The following is a 21160-nucleotide window of genomic DNA, read 5'->3' as shown; positions in this document are numbered from 1 at the left end:
TTGCTTACACTTCTTCCGACTTGTGTAAATATGGCTACCCTTGCTTACACTTCTTCCGACTTGTGTAAATATGGCTATCTTTACTTACACTTCCCTCGACATGTGTGAACATAGCTAACTTACGATAAGAGGCTGAGACAAATTAATTGTCCCAGCCTCGTGTTTTTTATTTTACTTCATTATACCTGCGTCTTTATCGTGCACGCCGTGTTTGTAGTAATCTATTTCTTCTGGTTCTAATGGTTTTTTACCTCTTATAATATCTGCTGCTTTTTCTGCTAGCATCAATACTGGTGCGTGGATATTACCATTTGTTGTACGTGGCATTGCTGATGCGTCTACTACTCGTAGATTTTCCATACCGTGTACTTTCATTGTTAATGGGTCTACAACAGCCATTGGGTCTGATGCTGGTCCCATTTTAGCACTACATGATGGGTGTAATGCTGTTTCTGCATCTTTCTTAACCCATTCTAAAATTTCTTCATCTGTTTGTACTGATGGTCCTGGTGATATTTCTCCGTCATTATATGGTGCTAATGCTGGTTGAGCTAGAATGTTTCTTGCTACTTTAATTGCTTCTATCCATTCTTGCTCGTCTTCTTTTGTTGATAAATAGTTAAATACGAATTTTGGTTTTACGAATGGGTCTTTAGATTTAATCTTCAGACTACCTCTTGAGTTAGAATACATAGGTCCAATATGTACTTGGAAACCATGTTTTGTATCTGCTTTTTGTCCGTCATAACGTACTGCAAGAGGTAAGAAATGGAACATTAAGTTTGGATAATCTACTTCGTTGTTTGATCTCACAAATCCTCCACCTTCAAAGTGGTTACTTGCTGCTGGTCCTTTACGTCCAAATATCCATTGTAAACCAATGAAAGGCATTTTAAATTTATTTAAACTTGGTTGTTGTGAAACTGGTACAGAAGATGCATGTTGAACATAAACTTCTAAATGGTCTTCAAAGTTTTCACCTACACCTGGTAAATGTACGCGCGTTTCGATGCCTAGTGAGTTTAAATGTTCTGAATCACCGATACCAGAAAGTTGTAGTAGTTGTGGTGTATTGAATGCGCCACCTGATAAAATAACTTCTCCAGCTCCTACAGTATGTTTCTTACCATTTTTCTTAAACGTAACGCCTGTCGCTCTTCTACCTTCGTAATTAATTTCTGTTACAAAAGCTCTTGTTTGTACTGTTAAATTTTTACGCTTCATAGCTGGTCTTAAATAAGCAAGTGAAGCTGAAACTCTTCTACCGTTATGAATTTGACTATCAAATGGTCCAAATCCTTCTTGTCTAAATCCATTCACATCAGGTGTTTTATTAAATCCTGCTTCTACACCCGCTTCAAAAAACGCTTGGAACAATGGATTGGTTGCTGGGCCTCTTCTTAATTTAATTGGACCATTATGACCACGATATTGATCTGATTTATCTGCACCATATGCTTTTTCTAATCTTTTGAAGTATGGTAAACAATTAGCGAATTTCCAACTTTCCATGCCTTCTGGTTCTCCCCATCCTTCATAGTCCATAGGGTTACCACGTTGATAAATCATTCCGTTGATTGAACTAGATCCACCTAATACCTTACCTCTTGTATGTGCAACTTTTCTACCGCCCATATGAGGTTCTCCATCTGTTTCGTATTTCCAGTCATAGAAACGATTACCTGATGGATACATAAGAGCTGCTGGCATTTGAATTAACAAATCCCAAGCATAGTCACTTCTACCAGCTTCTAATACTAATACTGTTTTACCTTTATCTTCACTTAAGCGGCTTCCTAATACTGAACCAGCACTTCCGCCACCGATAATTATATAATCATAAGACTTCTCCATGCTTTAATATCCTCCTATATTTTCAATAATCATTGTTGTTTTTATTTGCTAAACCAATTCACAGGTTCAGGTTGTATATTTGTATAAATGTGTTTAGAAATAATATATTCTTCTAATCCTTCTTTACCTAGCTCTCTACCGATACCAGATTGTTTATATCCACCCCATGGTGCTTGTGCAAAATAAGGATGGAAATCATTAATCCAAACCGTACCCATTTTCAATTTGTTAGCGATTCTATTTGCTTTTCCTATATCTTGAGTAAATACGCCTCCAGCTAATCCATAAATTGAATCATTAGCTAGTTCGATTGCTTCTTGTTCTGAAGAGAATCCTTCAATTGTTACAACTGGACCAAACACTTCTTCTTGAACAATTCTCATTGAAGTATCACAGTTTGTAATAACAGTAGGTTCAAAGAAGAAACCATCTTGTAAGTCGGCTCTTTCTGGACGTTTACCACCAGCGGCAATTGTTGTCCCTTCTTCTTTAGCAACTTCTATATATTTTTCAACTTTTCCTCTATGTTCTGCTGAAATTAGAGGACCCATTTCAGTTTCTTTATCAAAACCATTACCAATTTTAATTTTGTTTACTCTATCAACTAACGCTTCTTCAAATTGCGCTTTAATATCATTGTGTACGATTATGCGTGAACCAGCTGAACAAACTTGACCAGCGTGGAAATATCCACCGTTTAATGCTTGATCAACAACTAACTCTAAATCTGCATCATCAAAGATAATGTTTGGATTTTTACCACCTAATTCAAGCGCAATGTTCGTTACATTGTCTGCTGCGCGTTTCATAATGTGTTTACCAGTTTCAATTCCACCAGTAAATGAAACAAGGTCAACTTCTTTATGAGATGATAATACGTCACCAACTTCTGAACCTTTACCAAGTACGAGGTTAATCACGCCATTTGGAAAACCAACTTGTTCCATTAATTCAAATATACGAATTGTTGTTAACGGTGTAATTTCACTTGGCTTCATAACTAATGAACAACCCGTTACAAGAGCTGGAGCAATTTTCCATGAAGCTTGAAGTAATGGATAATTCCAAGGTGTAATTTGAGTTACAACACCAACAGGCTCTTTAACTATTTTACTTTCTGAATTAGGAATCGGTGATTCAATAATCTCTCCACCATCATTTCCTGCTAATCCAGCAAAATACATAAACACATTATGAATATCATCCATATCTGCAAATGATTCTTCTAATGTCTTACCAGTGTCTAACGTTTCAAGAGTCGCGAGCTCTTCTTTATGTTCTTTTATTAAATCTGCTATTTCTCTAACTTTTTGACTTCTATTCTCGCTCGTCTCATGTGACCATTCTCCTGATTCAAAAGACTTTCTTGCAGCCAATACAGCTTGCTCAGCGTCTTCTTTAGTACCTTCTGAGACTGAAATCACTACTTCTTGATTATATGGATTAACGATGTCACGAGTCGCTTTGTTTGAAGCTTCGACCCAGTCACCATTAATAAATTGACGTCTTGATAAACGATCTATATATTCCATTTAAATTACCTCCGTTAACTTTGTTAAATTTTTATTTAACGAACTTTACAAATTTATGTTAGCATATAATTATAAATGACGTCAAATCTTCAATATCAAATTAAAATCATAACTTTATACAGGTATTACAAATAGACAAGTAAGGGAAAAGCAACTACAATGTAAAAGAATTCATGGTACAATTAAAGTAATTATTGGAGGTGTATGTAGTGGTACGTTCAGATAACTACAAAAAACAATTAGACCAAGCTAAAGACATCGTTATAAATGGAATTGGAGAAACGATGGATTTATATGGTATTAACCGTAGTGTTGGTAATTTATATGGCACGATGGTATTTGAAGGTAGTATGACACTTGATGAAATGCGCGAACAACTCCAAATGAGTAAACCGAGTATGAGCGCTGGTGTTAAGAAACTACAGGAGTTTGATATCGTCAAACAACAATTTACAAGAGGTAGCAGAAAACAACACTTTATAGCTGAGAAAGACTTCTTTATTTTCTTTAATAACTTCTTCTCAAGAAAATGGGATCGAGAAATATCTATTAATATGGACTCAGTTAAAGATGCAGAAGTATTACTTAAAAAAGTTATTGAAGCTGATGGTGTTGATGAAGATACTAAAGAAGAAGCAACTATCATATATAAACAATTAGAAGACTACAAAGTTTATTACGAATGGTTATCGAATATTAGTAGCGCTATTAAAACAGGAGAAATATACAAATATTTCCCTATACCAGAACGTGAAGATAAATAAAGTATTGAAGTTATTTCCTAAGTGAAATTTGATACTGTTTAAATCTGGGGTAATCTGGGGTAATCGCACGAAGACTTCTGAGTTATCGTGCGTTTTGGCTTAAATCCGGGCGAATCGCACGAAGACTTTTGAGTTATCGTGCGTTTTTGCTCAAATCCGGGCGAATCGCACGAAGACTTCTGAGTTATCGTGCGTTTTTGCTCAAATCCGGGCGAATCGCACGAAGACTTCTGAGATATCGTGCGTTTTGGCTTAAATCCGGGCGAATCGCACGAAGACTTCTGAGTTATCGTGCGTTTTGGCTTAAATCCGGGCGAATCGCACGAAGACTTTTGAGATATCGTGCGTTTTGGCTTAAATCCGGGCGAATCGCACGAAGACTTTTGAGATATCGTGCGATTCATCTGAAATCTATACTCAACTAAAAAAGCAGAGAAAATTCTTAAATACTAAGAATTTTCTCTGCTTTTTATATTACCTATTATAAATATTGATTTTCTTTTAAGTATGTCACGATTTTATTTACTGACTCTTCAATACTTTCGTGTTCTGTATCGATTACAATTTCCGGATTAGATGGTTCTTCATATGGTGCATTAATGCCTGTAAATTCTTTAATTTCACCACTTCTAGCTTTTTTATATAAACCTTTAGGGTCTCTTGACTCACATTCATCTAAGCTACATTTTGTGAACACTTCAATAAACTCTCCGTCTTCTAGAATGTTTCTTACGATGTCTCGGTCTTCTTTATATGGAGAGATGAATGCTGTCATTGTTACAACACCCGCATCTACCATAAGTTTACCTACTTCTCCTATACGACGAATATTTTCTTTTCTATCTTCTGGACTGAATCCAAGATTTTGATTTAATCCGTGACGTATATTATCTCCATCTAAACGATATGATGTTATTTTTTGTTCAAACAATGCTTTTTCTAATGCTACTGAAATTGTTGATTTACCTGATCCTGATAAACCTGTAAACCAAATAACGACACTTTTATGACCATTTCTTTCTTGTCGTTGTTCTTTTGTTACTTCTGAATCATGCCATGTAATATTTGTTGACGCGCTCATTGTTTCACTCCTCAAGAAATTAGTTTTGTTTCAAGCCTTTAATTAATACATCTGCTACTTCTGGTCTTGAAAATTCTTTCGGTAATTGTTCTCCATTACGCAATTTCTCTCTTACTTTTGTTCCGCTTAAGTGGACATGATTTGATTTATCATGTGGACAAGTTTTAGCTGTTGTCATATTGTCACAAACAGTACAGAAAAATGCATGTTCAAACTTAAAGATTTGAATGCCAATTTCATCTTCATATTGTGAGATTAATTCTTGTGCATCATAAGTTCCATAATAATCGCCTACTCCAGCGTGATCACGACCGACAATAAAGTGTGTACAGCCATAGTTTTTACGTACTAATGCATGCAAAATTGCTTCGCGTGGCCCAGCATATCTCATAGCTGCTGGATATATAACAAGTCTTGCTCTTTCTTCAGGGTAATAATGTTTCAAAATAACTTGATAACTTTCCATTCTAATTTCTGCTGAAATATCGTCAGATTTTGTTTCACCAACGAGTGGATTTAATAATAAGCCATCTACTGATTCAAGTGCTATTTTTTGAATATATTCATGTGCACGATGAACAGGGTTTCTTGTTTGGAATCCAACAACTGTTTTCCATCCTAAATCTTTAAATAATGCTCTTGTTTCACTTGGGTCTAAATGGAAATCACTAAATTCATCGTGTTTAGGACGATCTACTAATTGAATAGGTCCTCCAAGATATACATTTCCTTTTTCATATACAAGCTTAACACCTGGATGATCTACATCTGTTGTGCCATATACGTTTTGAGCTTCTTTTTCTTTATCGTACGTATATTTCTCTTCAAGCTTTAACACACCATAAAGATGATTATCTTCACCATATAACGCGATGTTAGAACCTATTTCAAAGTTATTCGCTTCTTCTTCTGTTACAGGCAATGTAATCGGAATGCTCCAAACTAGTCCATTTTCTAGACGTACATTTTCCACTACACTTACGTAATCTTTTTCACCTAAAAAGCCTGTTAATGGACTGAAGCCACCTATTGCAATCAGTTCTAAATCTGATAAACTCCAAGGATTTAAAGTTAACTTAGAGAATGACTCTGCTGCTTCAATTAATTGTTCTCTTTCTTCACCTGTAACTTGACGGTTGATCAATTCACCACCATGAGGCTTAATTGTTTCGCTAATTTGTTGAGTTGCTGATACCATTCTGATTCACTCCTATTAATTTATTTGATCTACTTCTTTTGATTTTTGATTTTGAATGTTGAAAGGAAATTTATTATGTTGGTAAAGCGTAAATAATACGAGACCTAACCATGCAACGACAATTCCTATCTTAACTATATATACTGTTGTTTCATTACTTACAAAACTGCCTAATAACACACTGCTATTTGTAAAAATAATAAGTCCGCCTACAAGTACTGCTAGAACATATACTGGCAAAGTCTTTACTAACCAAGCTGAAAATGGTGCTGCAACTACGCCACCAAATGCTAATGCCACAACTAATAATATGCTAATTTGACTCCATCCAAGGAAAATGATAAATCCTAATGATGTAGAAATTGTTACAAAAAATTCACTCGCTGAAACTGTACCTATAACATATCTCGGTTCTATTTGATTTCTAGATAACAATAATGGTGTATTGACTGGTCCCCAGCCTCCTCCGCCAATTGCATCTAAAAATCCTGCTACAGCACCTTGAGGAACAAGTATAAATCCAGATAACTTTCCACCATTCAGTTTATTATTTTGTTGTTTTTTAAAAACAAACTGATAAATAATGTAGACGCCCATAGATAATAAAAATATTGCTATAAAAGGTTTTATAAAATCACTATGTAGATTACTGAGTACACCTGCACCAATAAAACCTGTGATGGCACCAGGTAACGCCAGCTTTAAAATAATGGATTTATCTACATTTTTAAATTTCAAATGCGAAATACCAGATGCTGCTGTTGTTGCAACTTCAGAAAAATGAATCGTTGCTGATGCGATTGCTGGAGCAACACCAAATGTTAATAATAATGAAGAAGAAGTTGCACCAAATCCCATCCCGAGAGAACCATCAATTAATTGAGCTAAAAATCCTACAATCGCAAATATTGTTAGTTTTCGCATATACTACTCCTCTCTTGTTCTCTTTTTAGGTTGTCGTCTTAACCAATTTGTTAATTTGTTTTGTTCATCTTTATCAAAATATTGATAAGATAATATAGATTCTAACAATTGGTTTTTTTCTGTTTTTTCTAGGTTTAATGATTTAATGATTATGCGACTTTCAAATAAAAATTCTACGTATTCTTCATAATCAACAGGATATTGCTTCTCTAAATCATCCAAAATATTACTTACTAACTTTGGACTCGCACCAGTTGATGTCACGCTTATTTGTAATTTCCCTCGCTTTAATGTCCCAGGAAATATAACATTTCCGACTTGTGCATCACTGACCATATTTATAAGACTATGTTTCGGGGCTGCCTTTTTAATAACATCGTTTACCTCTTGTTGATTTGTAGCAGATATAATAAAGTCGGCATCTTCCAAATCTGATGATTCGAATATCTTTTTCTTCCATAATATTTTTTCATCAAGATAAAGTTGAAATAAGTCTTCTGTAAGCTCTGGGCTAATAACGTGAATCACAGCATCGCTTTCAAGTATGGCTCTCACTCTTCGTTCTGCTATTTTTCCACCGCCGATAACTTTAACTTGCTTATCTGTAAAATCAATATTGAGCGGAACATATGCCAATATAAATCACCCTTTATTCATATATTCAAACTTTTTGAGTAGTAAGTGTTTCAAGAACACGGTCTTTCAATGCTTCTTGTATAGAAGGATGATGACCTAAGTGTTTACAAACGATAATGTCACTGTTCATATTATGTTCTTTAGCTGTTTTCTCTATGTGACGTTCTAACACGCCTGTGAACCAAAGATATGGTGCTATGAATATTTGTGAATGTTCAGCTTGTAATGCTACTTGTAACGCATCTTCAAATGATGGCTCACACGCAGCTAAGTAACAAACTTCTACATTTTCAAATTCTGTCGTTTCATATAATGCTTTGCCAATAGCCGTTATATCTATTTTAGTTTGAGGGTTATAACTTCCTCTTCCTACAACAAGTAGTTTTGCGTCTTTTTTGATTGAAATATTCGTTTCTTGAATGCGTTCATTCAGAATAGCTGATAATCTTGGTTGAACACCTAAAGGCTTTCCATAAGTAAATGTAACTTCAGGATGTTTTTTCTTTATTTCATCAATTTCATTCGGTATATCTTTAAAGTAATGACCTGCACTGAGCAATAATACGGGTATAACAGAAATTTCAGTAGCACCATTGTCTATTAATTTTTTTACACCTTGTTGAATATCTGGTTGTGCTAACTCTAAGAAGCAAATCTCCTGTAGAGGAATATCTATTTTCTTTTTAACTGAGTCTATAAAAGTAATAGCTTCTTCTGTTGCTTCTTTAATTCTGCTACCATGACTGACATATAATACGCCTATCATTGTATCCCTCCAGTATTAATAAATGAGCTGTGGAACCTGTTGTTCGTTCGCTACTTCTTCAAACCAACTCATTTTTTCTCTTAGTTTGACGACTTCTCCAATGACAATCATTGCAGGATTTTTAACATGTTTTGATTTAGTGACAATATCATCCAAAGTACCAGTTACAGTTAATTGATGATTAGATGTGCCACAATGTATTAATGCAACAGGTGTATCAGAACTTCTACCATGTTTAACTAACAATCTTTTAATTTCTGGTAGCTTTTTGACGCCCATATAAATACAAAGAGTTTCTGGCCCTAAAGCTAAATGTTTCCAATATTCGTCTTCATCTATAGAATCCTTCATCACGCCTGTTATAAATGCAACCGACGAGCTGTAATCTCTATGTGTAACAGGGATTCCCGCATAAGCTGGTGCTGCAACACCAGCTGTAATACCAGGAACTACTTCAAATTGAATATCATAATTTTTTAATGTTTCCGCTTCTTCACCGCCACGACCAAATATAAATGGATCTCCACCTTTTAATCGTGTTACGGTATGACCTTCTAAAGATAACTTCACAAGTAATTCATTAATTTCATCTTGCGTTAATGAGTGATTTTTAGGGCTTTTTCCACAATAAATCATTTTTGTATCTTCAGTTGCATATTCAAGTAACGCTTTATTAACAAGTCGATCATATAGAATGACATTGGACTGTTTAATTGCTTTAATACCTTTAACTGTTATTAGATCTGGATCACCTGGTCCAGCACCAACTAAGAATACTTTGCCCATGCTTCCACCCCTTTTCTGTTTAACTATGAAAGTCTTGTCCTGAGTGCACTTCTTTTATAATGCCTTTACGGATAACAAAGTCTCCAAAGTGTTCACCATCATTTTTTTCTTTACCATATTGAATAATAATTGGTCTTAAACTTTCTAAAATTTCATCTTCACCTATATTTTCTTTATATAGTTTATTTAGGCGGTCTCCTGAGAATCCACCACCAAGATACATGTTGTATTTACCTGGTGCTTTACCGATAAATGCAATTTCAGCTAGACCTGGTCTTGCACAACCATTAGGACAACCTGTCATACGAATTGTAATTTCTTCTTCATTTAAACCTGCTTCATCTAAAAGACCTTCAATTTTATTAATAAGTGTAGGTAAATAACGTTCTGATTCAGCCATTGCTAAACCACAAGTTGGAAAGGCTACACATGCCATTGAATTTCTTCTAAGCCCTGTATAATTTTCTCCATCTGTAATACCATATTTATCTATAATTTTTTGAATTTGAGCCTTTTTACTTTTGGCTACATTAGCAATAATTAAGTTTTGGTTCGGAGTTAAACGGAAATCTCCTGTATGGATTTCAGCAATTTCTCTTAAAGCTGTTTTTAACTTGTAGTCTTGTGTATCTTTCACACGGCCATTTTGAATAAATAATGTGAAATGCCATTTGCCACTACCTTCAGTCCACCCGTAACGATCTCCATTATGTTTAAAATCGAATGGTCTTGGTTCTTCAATTTCCCAACCTAATCTTGTATTTAATTCTTCACGAATCCAATCTACACCTAGTCGGTCAACTGTATATTTAAATCGTGCATTTGTTCTATCTTCTCTATTACCGTGGTCTCTTTGTATTGTTAATAGTTTCTCACAAACATCTATCGCTTCTTCTTTAGGGAAGTAACCAAGCAATCTACCTACTTGAGGGTATGTCTTCGTATTACCGTGTTTCATACCCATTCCACCGCCAACAGTGACATTAAATCCAACTAATTGGTCATCTTCAATTATTGAAATGAGTCCAATATCTTGTGAATAAACATCTATATCATTTGAAGGTGGAACAGCGATACCGATTTTAAATTTTCTAGGCAAATAAGTCTTACCATACATCGGTTCTACTTCTTCTTTAGTATCAACAATTTTCTCATCATCTAACCAAATTTCATGATATGCTCCGGTTTGTGGTGATAAATGATCACTAATATCTGTTGCAAGTTTATCCACTTCTTTATGTACACCTGATTGATATGGATTTGGGTTACACATAACATTTCTGTTTACGTCACCACATGCAGCTAAAGAATCCATAACTGAGTGATGAATACTTTGCATAGAGCTTTTTAAATTTCTTTTTAAAATGCCGTGAAATTGAAATGCTTGTCTCGTTGTTAATTTGATTGTGTCATTTGCATACTCTGTAGAAATATCATCCATTGCAATCCATTGATCAGCTGTTGCTGTACCACCTGGAACTCTAACTCTAATCATGAAACTATAAGCAGGTTCTAGCTTTTGTTTACGACGCTCGTCACGGATATCTCTATCATCTTGCATATAACTTCCGTGGAATTTCAGCAATTTCGTATCGTCTTCTGCTATTGCTCCTGTTATTTCATCAGCTAAGCCTTCTTTAATTGTTCCTCTTAAATAATTACTTCTATTTTTAATGTGTTCCATTTCATCTAATTTTTCGGATAAATTAGTTTGAGTGCTCACAATAATGCCCCCCTCTTAATAAATATCTCTTTGATATCTTCTGTCTTTTTTCATTTGAGTTAAAAAGTCTTCTGCTTCTTCTTCGTTATAATGTCCTTCTTTTTGAATCACATTCAAAATGGATTGATGTACATCTTTAGCCATGCACTTTTCATCTCCACAAACATATAAAGCAGCGCCTTCTTGAATCCATTGATAAAATTCTTTACTATTTTCTTCAATTCGATGTTGTACATACACTTTTTCTTCAGAATCTCTAGAGAATGCCACGCTCAATTTATCAAGCACGCCATCTTTTAACCAACCTTGCCATTCTGTTTGATATAAAAAGTCTGTTGTAAAATGTTGTTCTCCAAAGAATAACCATGCTTTATTATTAAGTTCTAATTCTTCTTTTTCTTGAATATAAGATCTAAATGGTGCTACGCCTGTACCAGGACCAATCATGATAACAGGTGTTTCATTCGTTTTAGGAAACTTGAAGTTTGGATTCTTTTTCAAATAAATTGGTACAGTATCGCCAGGTTCTAATCGTTCAGCGAATTGTACTGAGCAAACACCGTTTCTATCTCGTTCATTTGCATGATATCGAACGGCACCAATTGTAAGATGTACTTCTTCTGGTGTAGCTTGATAACTACTAGCAATTGAATATTCTCTAGCAGGTAATTTTCGTAAAATCTGATGTAGTGCATCTGGTTGTAAGTCTTCTGGTGGAAAGTCATTAATTAAATCAATTAAATCGCGACCTTCAACATAACCGTATATCCAACGGTCTTTTTTAACTTTTTCAGATAACACGTCGTTCCCAAAAATATTAGCTGCTTTTGTAACAATTGGTTTTGTAAGTTTCGTAATTTCAAAATGATTTGTCAGTGCATCACGGAGCGTTAATGTATCACCCGCATCATTTATAGGAACACTCTCATCTGGATTCCAAACGAGTGTTTCAATTAAGTCTGATACTACTTCAGGGTCATTTTTAGGGAATATACCAATGCAATCTCCTGGTTCAAAGGAGTCGGTGAAACCTTCTAAAGATAGTTCGATATGTCTCACTTCCTTATTTGAACCTCTACCATTTAAATTGATGTTCTCAAGTATTTCAGCTTCATATGGATTAGATCTTGAATACGTTTGGGTAGCAGATATATCTTCAGGGTCAACTTTAGCTGGTTCAGTTGATTCATGACCTGATACATGACCTATAGAATTCAAGATACCTTCCATCCATTTTTCTGCCGGTTCATCAAAGTCTAAGTCACAATCGACTCTTGAATGTAATCTCTCTGCACCAAGTTCTTCCAGTCTATTATCAAAATCTTTACCAGTTTGACAGAAGAATTCATAAGACTCATCTCCTAAAGCTAAGACAGAATACCTTAAGTCATTTAACTTAGGCGCCTTACGACTATGTATAAACTCATGGAAAGTGATCGCATTATCTGGTGGATCACCTTCACCATGAGTTGCAGTAATAATAAATAAATCTTCGACTTTCTTTAAATCTTTCGGTTTAAAATCTTCCATACATGCAAGATTAACTTTGAAATCTTTTTCTTTTAATTTACTTTCTAATGTTTCTGCTAATCCTTGAGCATTTCCTGTTTCAGAACCAAACAATATTGTGATTTCTCGTGTTTTTGGTTTTGGTTCATTACTAACTGGTGCTGCTGTTTCAACTATTGATGCACTTGGTTCATTACTTTGGGCAGCTGCCGCTGATAAGTAACCACTAAACCAAATCTTTTGCTCCTTAGTAAGTGTTGAAAGTACTTGATTTAGCTTTTCTGACTGTTCTTGATTAAATGGGCTATTTGTTACTGTTAATTCCAAAAATGTCACCTCATCCTGTCCAATTTTTATTTTCATTTTTACTATTCATATAGGAATAGTATGTTTTATACTTAAAAAAAGACTATAAAAAATCTTTTAATGAGATACTTTATTTAGGCTTACTATTTGCTGTATGCAAACCACATTCAGTTTTATTAAAATTATTCCATCTTCCTTCACGTGAATCCCCTGAAGTCGAAACTTGTGATGTACAAGGTATACACCCGATACTTGGATAATTGAAATCATGCAATTCGTTATAAGTTAAATCATGGCGTTCCATATACGCCCAAACATCATCCCACGTCCAATAAATTAAAGGACAAACTTTAATAGATTTAAATCTTTCATCTTTATTAATAAAGTCAGTGTTTTGTCTACTAGGTGATTGTTCTCTTCTCAATCCTGAAACCCAAGCTGTCGCACCAGAAAGTACTTCTTCTAAAGGTTTAATTTTTCTTATGTAACAACATTGGTTTGGATCACTTGTCCACAAAGCTGGTTCATATTGATCAGCTTGCTGTTCTAATGTTAGATCAGGTTTTTTTAATTCGATATTCAACGAAGGATATCTTTCTTTAACACGATCAATTAAGTCATATGTTTCTTGAAAATGTAAATCCGTATCTAAAAATACGATTTTCGCATCTTTTTTAACTTTTGAAATTAAATCTATCAAAATCATACCTTCTGCACCAAAACTACATGAATAAACTATAGAATCTCCATAATGTTCATAGGCCCATTTTATGATTTGATAAGCACCTTTAGTTTCATCATCAATATTAATGTCTTTAAAAGGATCTGTGTCAAAACGTTCATAAGTCAACACTTCTGTCATGATATACAACGTCCTCCTTATGTTTATTTCTAAAGCTTTTCTATCTAAAAACTACCTAAAAAACGATAAATTATTTTAAACAGATAGGATTACTATGAAATAATAAATTATGCTCATTAGCATACCCGATACAAAATATGATGTCAACATTTCTTTTTTAATTTTCAGTTAATTTTACAAATAAAAAAAGTTCGTAATTCAGATGAATTACGAACTTTTTTTAATCTATAAATTATCGTCTTCTTTTTTCTCACTTACTTGAACAATCCGTAATGAACGTCTTTCTACTGCTTTTAGTTTATCTGCACGTTCCTCTAATTTAATCCGATCACCATTTAATGTTCGTATAAATGAAATCATCATCATAACAAATATTATGGTTAAGGGAACACTGGCTAAAATTGAAGCTGTCTTCAATACATCCAATGCTCGTTCTCCACCTACCAACATTAGGGAGAAAGGTAATAAACATAAAGCGAAAGCCCAGAATAAACGATTTGCTTTTAATGGTTCATCTATCACTTTCTTTTGAGTTGCTGCTGCTAATATATAAGAGCCTGAATCAAATGTAGTAGCTAAATATAAGAATGCTGATATTAAGAATAAAACAATCATCACTTTTGGAAACGGTAATTGATGCATTACTTCTATAATAGTGGTTTCTGCACTATGCTGATTCAAGAATTGAATGACATCAAACTGGCCAGAAATTTGTAGAAATACTGCATAGTTCCCAAAAATACCGAAGAACAATACACAACCTAATGTTCCATATATAATTGTCCCTAAGACAACTTCTTTCAAAGTACGTCCTTTAGAAATCCTTGCAATAAACAGACCTATAAATGGTGCATATACTAACCACCATGACCAATAGAATATCGTCCAATCTTGTGGGAAGTTCGTCTCTTCTCTTTTCCCAATTCCACCAAACGGTTCTAACCAAGTAGCCATTTGGAAGAAGTTTTTAAGCATATTACCAAACCCTGAAACAGTCGTTTCCATTATAAATACTGTAGGACCAACAATAAGTACAATACCTAAAATTAAGAAAGTTAACCAGACATTAATATCACTTAATTTTTGTATGCCTTTTTTAAGGCCAGTATACGAACTAAATGCAAATATAACTGTGATGATCAGTAAGATTACACTTCTCATGACCATATTTTCACCATCTAGTCCGGTTAACCTTTCAATACCTGCTGAAATTAATGGCACACCAAGTGCTAAAGATGTAGCAGCACCACCGAGCAAACCAAAAATAAATAAAATATCGACAATTTTGCCTGGTAATTTGTCTGTTTGTCCTTTTAATATTGGTCTACACGCCTGACTAATTTTATAAATTGGTTTTTTCTTAACAAATACTAAATAACCAATAGGCAATGCTGGTAACACATATATAGCCCAAGCAATTGGACCCCAGTGGAACATGCCATACATCGTTGCATATTGGAGTGCTTCGTCAGTCATACCACTTGCACCATATGGCGGTACTTGATAGTAATATGCCCATTCAATTACACCCCAGTAAAGTATATCTGAACCTATACCTGCGCAAAATAGCATAGAAATCCAACTAAAATTATTGAACTCAGGTTTGTCACTTGCTTTACCTAAAGTTACATTCCCATATTTACCAAACGCTATGTATAATACAAACGCAAAAACAATTAGACCAAGTGTTAAATACCAAGGACCTAATGTATTGGATATCATATCATTAATACTTGTTATTACTTCTTGACTAGCTTTCGGGAAAACCATCATTGGTATAACTGCGATAAGCAATACAGCTACAGTCCCGTAAAATGTCCACCAGTCCATTACTTTATGTTGCTTCACTTCTGAACACTCCTCGTTGTCGATTAATGTACATCGTCAATATAATCACTTTTAATGAACACGATGATTTAAATCACATTGAAGACACTATAGAACTTTTAATAAAAATGCAAATTACATACAAAGGTAATTACGATTATTTATGAATAAATATATATAACGAAGCATTTTTAATGATTAGAAATATTGCTACAACAGTTGTGTTAAGTTATAATTTAACAAACTAAACAAATCTTTTTTACTTTCATTTAGTATATTTATACGTAATTTATGAATAAAAATTTATATAAAAATATTTTTCATTACGTCGTTTCGTTAATAAAAAAAAGAAGTCATGGAAATTTCACACCATGACTTCATATTCTAAATATATGTCGTAATTAAGTACATGACCGGTAACATAATTGCACTTAAGACTGCAGTCAATATCATACCTATTGTACTAAATGCTCCAGCTTCAATATTAGCCTCTAATGCTTTTGCTGTTCCAAATGCATGTGAAGCATTTCCATAAGTTAAGCCTTTCGCTAAATCACTTTTAAATCTAGCTTTACTTATATAGAAATTACCTAGAATACTGCCAATCAATCCAGTCGCAATGATAAACATGACAGTTAGTGTATCCGTTCCACCCATTTGATGAGAAACCTCTATCCCAACAGCTGCTGTCATAGATCTAGGCAATATCGTAACAATAGTTGAACTAGGATAACCCATTACATAAAGCACACTATAAATAACAATAAAATTAACCATAATACCTGTTAATACACTCGTGATAATAATCTTAAAGTTTGCGACAATTAATTTTCTATATTTATATAAAGGATACGCTAAACTCACAACAGAGCAATCTAAAAATTGATGTATCCAAGAGCCACCCACCATATAGTCCTTATAGTTGAATCCTAGAATAAGTAATACACTCACAATCATGATAGAAGAAATGAGCGCTGGGTTAAGAAGAGGATGTTTATACTTCAGTTGTAATTTCTTAGCGATTATAAAACATGCTAGTGTTAAAAATATCATCGTAATTGTTTTTATAATCATGCTGTTTTCTCCTTATCTTTTTTATTTAACTTTAAAATCTTTTCACAAACATAACCTGATGACAATGCAACTAAACTCGTACTTACAATCAATAAAACGACCATAATAATGTAACTCAGTCCAATTTGATCAGCGATATCCATTACACCTACAATTGAAGGTACAAAAAATAGAATCATAACATTGATTAATTTATTAGCTCCAACCTCAATCCAATGCTCAGGTAAAATACCCGTTAATAGTAAGAAAAACAGAAACCCAAGACCAACAATGCTACCTGCAATCGGTATATGCAGTATCTCTTGTAGCCATTTTCCAACTTGCGTAATTATATATATCAAAGACACTTGAAATAATATCTTTATAAATAGTTTCACCATATAAACACAACCCTTTTAATAAATCGTTATAGACATCATTATATGACCATACGAACTATTAATAAAATACATATTATCGATTACATGCATTCCAATTTGGAATAGTTAGTCTAAAACAGAGCCTGTTATTGTGATGATCAAACTGATTTGATATAAAAAACCCCCGAAGTTAGGCAAAAGTCTAACTTCGGGGGTTCTATTAAATTTTGATTGTCATTCTTATGTTGATCTTACTGGCAGAATTCTGAATTATGCTCCTTAGAGATAGCTTCTCTTACGGACATTTCTCAGAATTTTGTCCCTAATGCTTATTTCCTATCTAGGGAGTCTTTTAAAAATACTATCCATTCTTTTGTAACTTGATTGACGTAAGCGCCTTTTTTCCAGATGAGGCCTAAGTGCCAATATATTTTCTCACCTTTCAGCTCAATCATTCTGACATCTTCACTCATTTGTTCTGCTATACTTCGAGGTACTATTGATAGCCCGAGTCCTCTTTCTATCATATTGCTTATAAATGTTAGCTGGGATATTTTGGCTACGGTTTTTGGATAAAATCCTTCTTTACGACAATTTTCTATAATCATATCTCTTAAGTAATAATCGTCATGAAATAATACAAATTCTTCTTCTCTCAGTTCACTAATTGAAACTTGTGATCTCTTTGCGAGTTTATGTAATTTGTTTACGACTAAAAATAGCTCTTCTTTATACAAGGCGACGCTATTATATTTTGAGGAGTCTACTGGCAATGTCGTCACGCCAATGTCTACTTCATCTTTATTTATATAGTGTTCTACGGCTTTACCGCCACCTTCAGTAACTTCATATGTGACGTTTGAGTATTTTTTATGAAAATTTTCAAGACTATCTGTTATGAGGTCAACTTTTATCATGGGTGATAATCCTAATCTTATATGCCCTCTTTGAACGTCAAAAATATCATTAAGTTCTAATGTTAAGTGATCAAATAGTGTTAAAAATTCTACGGCTTTTTCATAAAAAACTTCTCCCGTATCTGTCAGTTTAATATGTTTTTGTGAACGGTCAAAAAGTGTGACTTCAAATTCATTTTCAAGATTTTTAACTGCTTTACTTATTGTTGATTGTGCTACAAATAAATGTTCTGCAGCTTGTGTCATACCACCATTTCTGACAATCTCCACAAAATATTTTAACTGTTTAAATTCCATTTCTAGCACCTCTTTTCATGGATGTCATTACAAAATTAAAGTGAGAATATAAATACTATAATGATAATGATAGGTATAATATATCTCATTAAGAACTTCCATAATTTGAACCATTTTAGAGATAATTGATTACCAATTTGAAATTCTTTTTTCACAATTGCTTGGTCCATTCTAAATGAGATGAATACTGCAATAAGCAAACATCCAATTGGAAGTAATATATTACTCACTAAATAATCTGTTGCATCGAATATGGATCTTCCAAATATAGAAACATCTGCTAATACACCATTTGATAACGAAGAAGGTATACAAGCAATAAATGTAAGTAAGCCAAGTATCCATACGATTTTTGTTCTAGATCTTTTGCCTTCTTTTTCTAAAGCAGAAATAATAATTTCAAACTGACTGAACGATGAAGTCAAAGTAGCAAATAAGAACAATAGTAAAAATAAAGTTAAAAATATTGAACCAAATGCCATTTGGCTAAATACATTAGGCAATACTATAAATAATAAACCTGGACCTTCTGCTGGCTCTAAAGAAAATGCATACACAACAGGGAAAATAGCCATACCTGCTAATATTGAAACTATAATATTCATCGCTGATACTGACGCAGCTGATGTTGGTAGACTCTCTTTTTTACTTAAATAAGAACTATATGTAACCATGCATGAAAATCCTACTGCTAATGAGAAGAATGATTGGCCGAGCGCATATAAGACACCTTCTGCTGAAAAATCTTCAAAATTAAAACTAAAGAAGAAAGATAGCCCTTCAGAAGCACCTTCTAAAGTAACCGCTCTTATAACAAGAATAATGAAAAAGATAAATAATAATGGCATTAAAATATTATTTGCTCGTTCAATACCTTTTTTAATTCCAAAATTCAATACGATAACATTCATTAAGATAAATACAAATACACCAATCAATACAGTGAAAGGTTGTCCGATAATTTGTTCGAAGACTTTACCATAGTTTGCATCATCTGAAATAAGATTACCCGTTACACCTAGTACCGTATAAATCGTTATCCAACCACCTACAACACTGTAGAACGATAATAATAAGAAACATCCGATTACGCCAAGTCTACCAGTTATTCTCCAAGGTGATTTTGGCGCTAAAGAATCATAAGCCGCAACTGCCTCTTTACTCGTAGAACGCCCGATTATAAACTCTGATATTAACATTGGTAATCCAATAAATAGTGTAAATATAATAAATAATAATAAGAAGGCTCCACCACCGAATTGACCAGCAACATATGGAAATTTCCATATAGCCCCTATTCCGATTGCAGCACCAGCAGATGCCATAATAAAACCTAGTTTAGATGACCATTGATCTCTTTGATTATCCATGTTATCCCTCCATTCATGTCTATTAACTCTTTATTGAAGTATATCGTATAATTGTAGACTACACAGTAATAATTTAATGATTTTAACAATTAAGGCTGAGACAATTAATTTGTCCCAGCCTTAACTCTTGAAAAATATATTTAAAGTTCCTTTTTACCAAATTTCATTTTAAATGGTGCATAAATTAGCACTAATATTAATACTAACCCTAAATAACCAATTAACGGATAGAATATTGCAACTAAGTCTGTAAATCCTACGAAGCTTAATCCTAAACCGACTATGACTGATACTATGTAAAATATTTTAAATGAATTTGTACCTACAAAAGTAAATCTAGAAGCAAATGCATAAAACATTCCCAATCCAGTATTAAATATCATACCAAATATCACAATCGCCATAAACACACCTAAGATAGGAGAAATTTCATTTACAATACCTAACATCGGCATATCTAGATCTCCTACTGTATCTAGTTTAGAGAAAATAGCTAAATGACTTAATATAATCATGATACCTAATGCAAGTCCACCTAATAATCCACCCATACCAGCGATTTTAGAATCTTTTTCAGCGCCACCCATAACGATAGCCATTGATGCACCTACTGCAGTATTAAATGATGCATAATTAATACCAGCTATAAACCAGTTTGGTAATGTAGATGAGTATGAGTCAGATATTTTATTTAACTCAGCAAACGATGTATCTACTGTGAAGAAACTATAAACTGATATAATTACAATAAAGACAATAAGAAATGGTGTTATGTTTCCGATAACTTTAACGACACCTTCTACTTTCAACATACCTGCTAAAAGAATTAAAACCGTCATAATTAATGTACCGATAATAGGTGCTATACCAAATTGTTGGCTTAAATTCGAACCTGCACCTGCTAACATTACGACACCTACACCAAACAGTGTAAAGATAATTACTAAATCAATTGTCCAACCGACTATACTTCCAAAAACTGATTTACCAGTTACTTTATGTATAACTTCTTTATGTGAATCTGTCTTCATTTTACTTCCGAGCCAAACTAGCATCATACCTACATATGCAAACAGTGCTGTTGTTATGATACCTCCAAATATCCCCATAACCCCAAAACTCGTAAAATACTGTAGAACTTCTTGGCCAGATGCGAATCCAGCACCTACTATGACACCTATAAAAGCACTAGCTATCAAAAAAATTCTTTTCATAAATCTCACTCCCCTTAAATATACTATATCAAAGTTTAGTTCCGATTTTTCAATATTCAACCTATTTTTAGAGAAGAAAGACAATTATTTGAAATCGCTTTCATTTTATGATTTAATTTATTAGTTTAAATAACAATTTCATTATATAATGACAAATAACT

Annotated in this window: 18 protein-coding genes; 1 reads left to right on the top strand and 17 read right to left on the bottom strand. The window is 33.6% G+C overall.

The features are described 5' to 3' along the window. Positions 1-171: 171 nt before the first annotated feature. Positions 172-1854 (bottom strand): choline dehydrogenase, encoded by a 1683-nt coding sequence (betA, locus tag LQ608_RS10615; RefSeq protein WP_239751823.1) that lies wholly within the window; start codon positions 1852-1854, stop codon positions 172-174. 41 nt (positions 1855-1895) lie between these two features. Then, positions 1896-3386: a betaine-aldehyde dehydrogenase gene (gene betB, locus LQ608_RS10610; protein ID WP_239751822.1), complete on the bottom strand. Its 1491-nt coding sequence runs from the start codon at positions 3384-3386 to the stop codon at positions 1896-1898. A 209-nt stretch (positions 3387-3595) separates the two neighbouring features. Between betB and cudC the strand changes: the two genes are divergently transcribed. Next, complete coding sequence (gene cudC, locus LQ608_RS10605; protein ID WP_078357894.1) at positions 3596-4150, top strand: choline uptake/conversion transcriptional regulator CudC; 555 nt, start codon at positions 3596-3598, stop codon at positions 4148-4150. Positions 4151-4631: 481 nt separating this feature from the next. Here the strand turns inward: cudC and cysC are convergent, their stop codons facing one another. The 15 genes from cysC to LQ608_RS10530 form a co-directional block, all read right to left on the bottom strand. Then, on the bottom strand, positions 4632-5231 hold the full coding sequence (gene cysC / locus LQ608_RS10600) for an adenylyl-sulfate kinase (RefSeq protein ID WP_239751821.1): 600 nt from the start codon (positions 5229-5231) through the stop codon (positions 4632-4634). Between the two features lie 19 nt (positions 5232-5250). Then, positions 5251-6429: a sulfate adenylyltransferase gene (sat, locus tag LQ608_RS10595; RefSeq protein ID WP_239751820.1), complete on the bottom strand. Its 1179-nt coding sequence runs from the start codon at positions 6427-6429 to the stop codon at positions 5251-5253. A gap of 15 nt (positions 6430-6444) precedes the next feature. Continuing rightward, positions 6445-7353 (bottom strand): sulfite exporter TauE/SafE family protein, encoded by a 909-nt coding sequence (locus tag LQ608_RS10590; RefSeq protein WP_078357897.1) that lies wholly within the window; start codon positions 7351-7353, stop codon positions 6445-6447. 3 nt (positions 7354-7356) lie between these two features. Then, positions 7357-7989 carry an NAD(P)-binding protein gene (locus tag LQ608_RS10585; protein WP_239751819.1) on the bottom strand — a complete coding sequence of 211 codons (633 nt, stop codon included), beginning with the start codon at positions 7987-7989 and terminating at the stop codon, positions 7357-7359. Positions 7990-8014: 25 nt separating this feature from the next. Continuing rightward, a complete protein-coding gene (locus tag LQ608_RS10580; protein WP_239751818.1) occupies positions 8015-8755 on the bottom strand; it encodes a sirohydrochlorin chelatase in 741 nt (246 codons plus the stop codon). 15 nt (positions 8756-8770) lie between these two features. Further along, positions 8771-9541 (bottom strand): uroporphyrinogen-III C-methyltransferase, encoded by a 771-nt coding sequence (cobA, locus tag LQ608_RS10575; protein ID WP_078357900.1) that lies wholly within the window; start codon positions 9539-9541, stop codon positions 8771-8773. A gap of 19 nt (positions 9542-9560) precedes the next feature. Then, complete coding sequence (locus tag LQ608_RS10570; RefSeq protein ID WP_481817139.1) at positions 9561-11264, bottom strand: NADPH-dependent assimilatory sulfite reductase hemoprotein subunit; 1704 nt, start codon at positions 11262-11264, stop codon at positions 9561-9563. Positions 11265-11279: 15 nt separating this feature from the next. Continuing rightward, on the bottom strand, positions 11280-13100 hold the full coding sequence (locus LQ608_RS10565) for an assimilatory sulfite reductase (NADPH) flavoprotein subunit (RefSeq protein WP_239751816.1): 1821 nt from the start codon (positions 13098-13100) through the stop codon (positions 11280-11282). A 109-nt stretch (positions 13101-13209) separates the two neighbouring features. After that, positions 13210-13941: a phosphoadenylyl-sulfate reductase gene (locus LQ608_RS10560; RefSeq protein ID WP_239751815.1), complete on the bottom strand. Its 732-nt coding sequence runs from the start codon at positions 13939-13941 to the stop codon at positions 13210-13212. 225 nt (positions 13942-14166) lie between these two features. Continuing rightward, on the bottom strand, positions 14167-15789 hold the full coding sequence (locus LQ608_RS10555) for a BCCT family transporter (protein WP_239751814.1): 1623 nt from the start codon (positions 15787-15789) through the stop codon (positions 14167-14169). A gap of 363 nt (positions 15790-16152) precedes the next feature. Continuing rightward, a complete protein-coding gene (locus LQ608_RS10550) occupies positions 16153-16842 on the bottom strand; it encodes an LrgB family protein (RefSeq protein ID WP_078357905.1) in 690 nt (229 codons plus the stop codon). Next, positions 16839-17222, bottom strand: a complete 384-nt coding sequence (locus LQ608_RS10545; protein ID WP_078357906.1) for a CidA/LrgA family protein — start codon at positions 17220-17222, stop codon at positions 16839-16841. Before LQ608_RS10545 ends, LQ608_RS10550 begins: the two co-directional genes overlap by 4 nt. A gap of 308 nt (positions 17223-17530) precedes the next feature. Next, positions 17531-18415, bottom strand: coding sequence for a cidABC operon transcriptional activator CidR (gene cidR, locus LQ608_RS10540; protein WP_239751813.1), 885 nt, complete (start codon positions 18413-18415; stop codon positions 17531-17533). A 35-nt stretch (positions 18416-18450) separates the two neighbouring features. After that, on the bottom strand, positions 18451-19785 hold the full coding sequence (locus LQ608_RS10535) for a sodium-dependent transporter (RefSeq protein WP_239751812.1): 1335 nt from the start codon (positions 19783-19785) through the stop codon (positions 18451-18453). Between the two features lie 140 nt (positions 19786-19925). Then, positions 19926-20999: a YkvI family membrane protein gene (locus LQ608_RS10530; protein ID WP_239751811.1), complete on the bottom strand. Its 1074-nt coding sequence runs from the start codon at positions 20997-20999 to the stop codon at positions 19926-19928. Positions 21000-21160 lie beyond the last annotated feature (161 nt).

This window comes from Mammaliicoccus sp. H-M34 (genome assembly GCF_022386495.1).
In the GTDB taxonomy this organism is placed as follows: domain Bacteria; phylum Bacillota; class Bacilli; order Staphylococcales; family Staphylococcaceae; genus Mammaliicoccus; species Mammaliicoccus fleurettii.
This window is presented reverse-complemented; position numbering and strand designations above follow the sequence as displayed.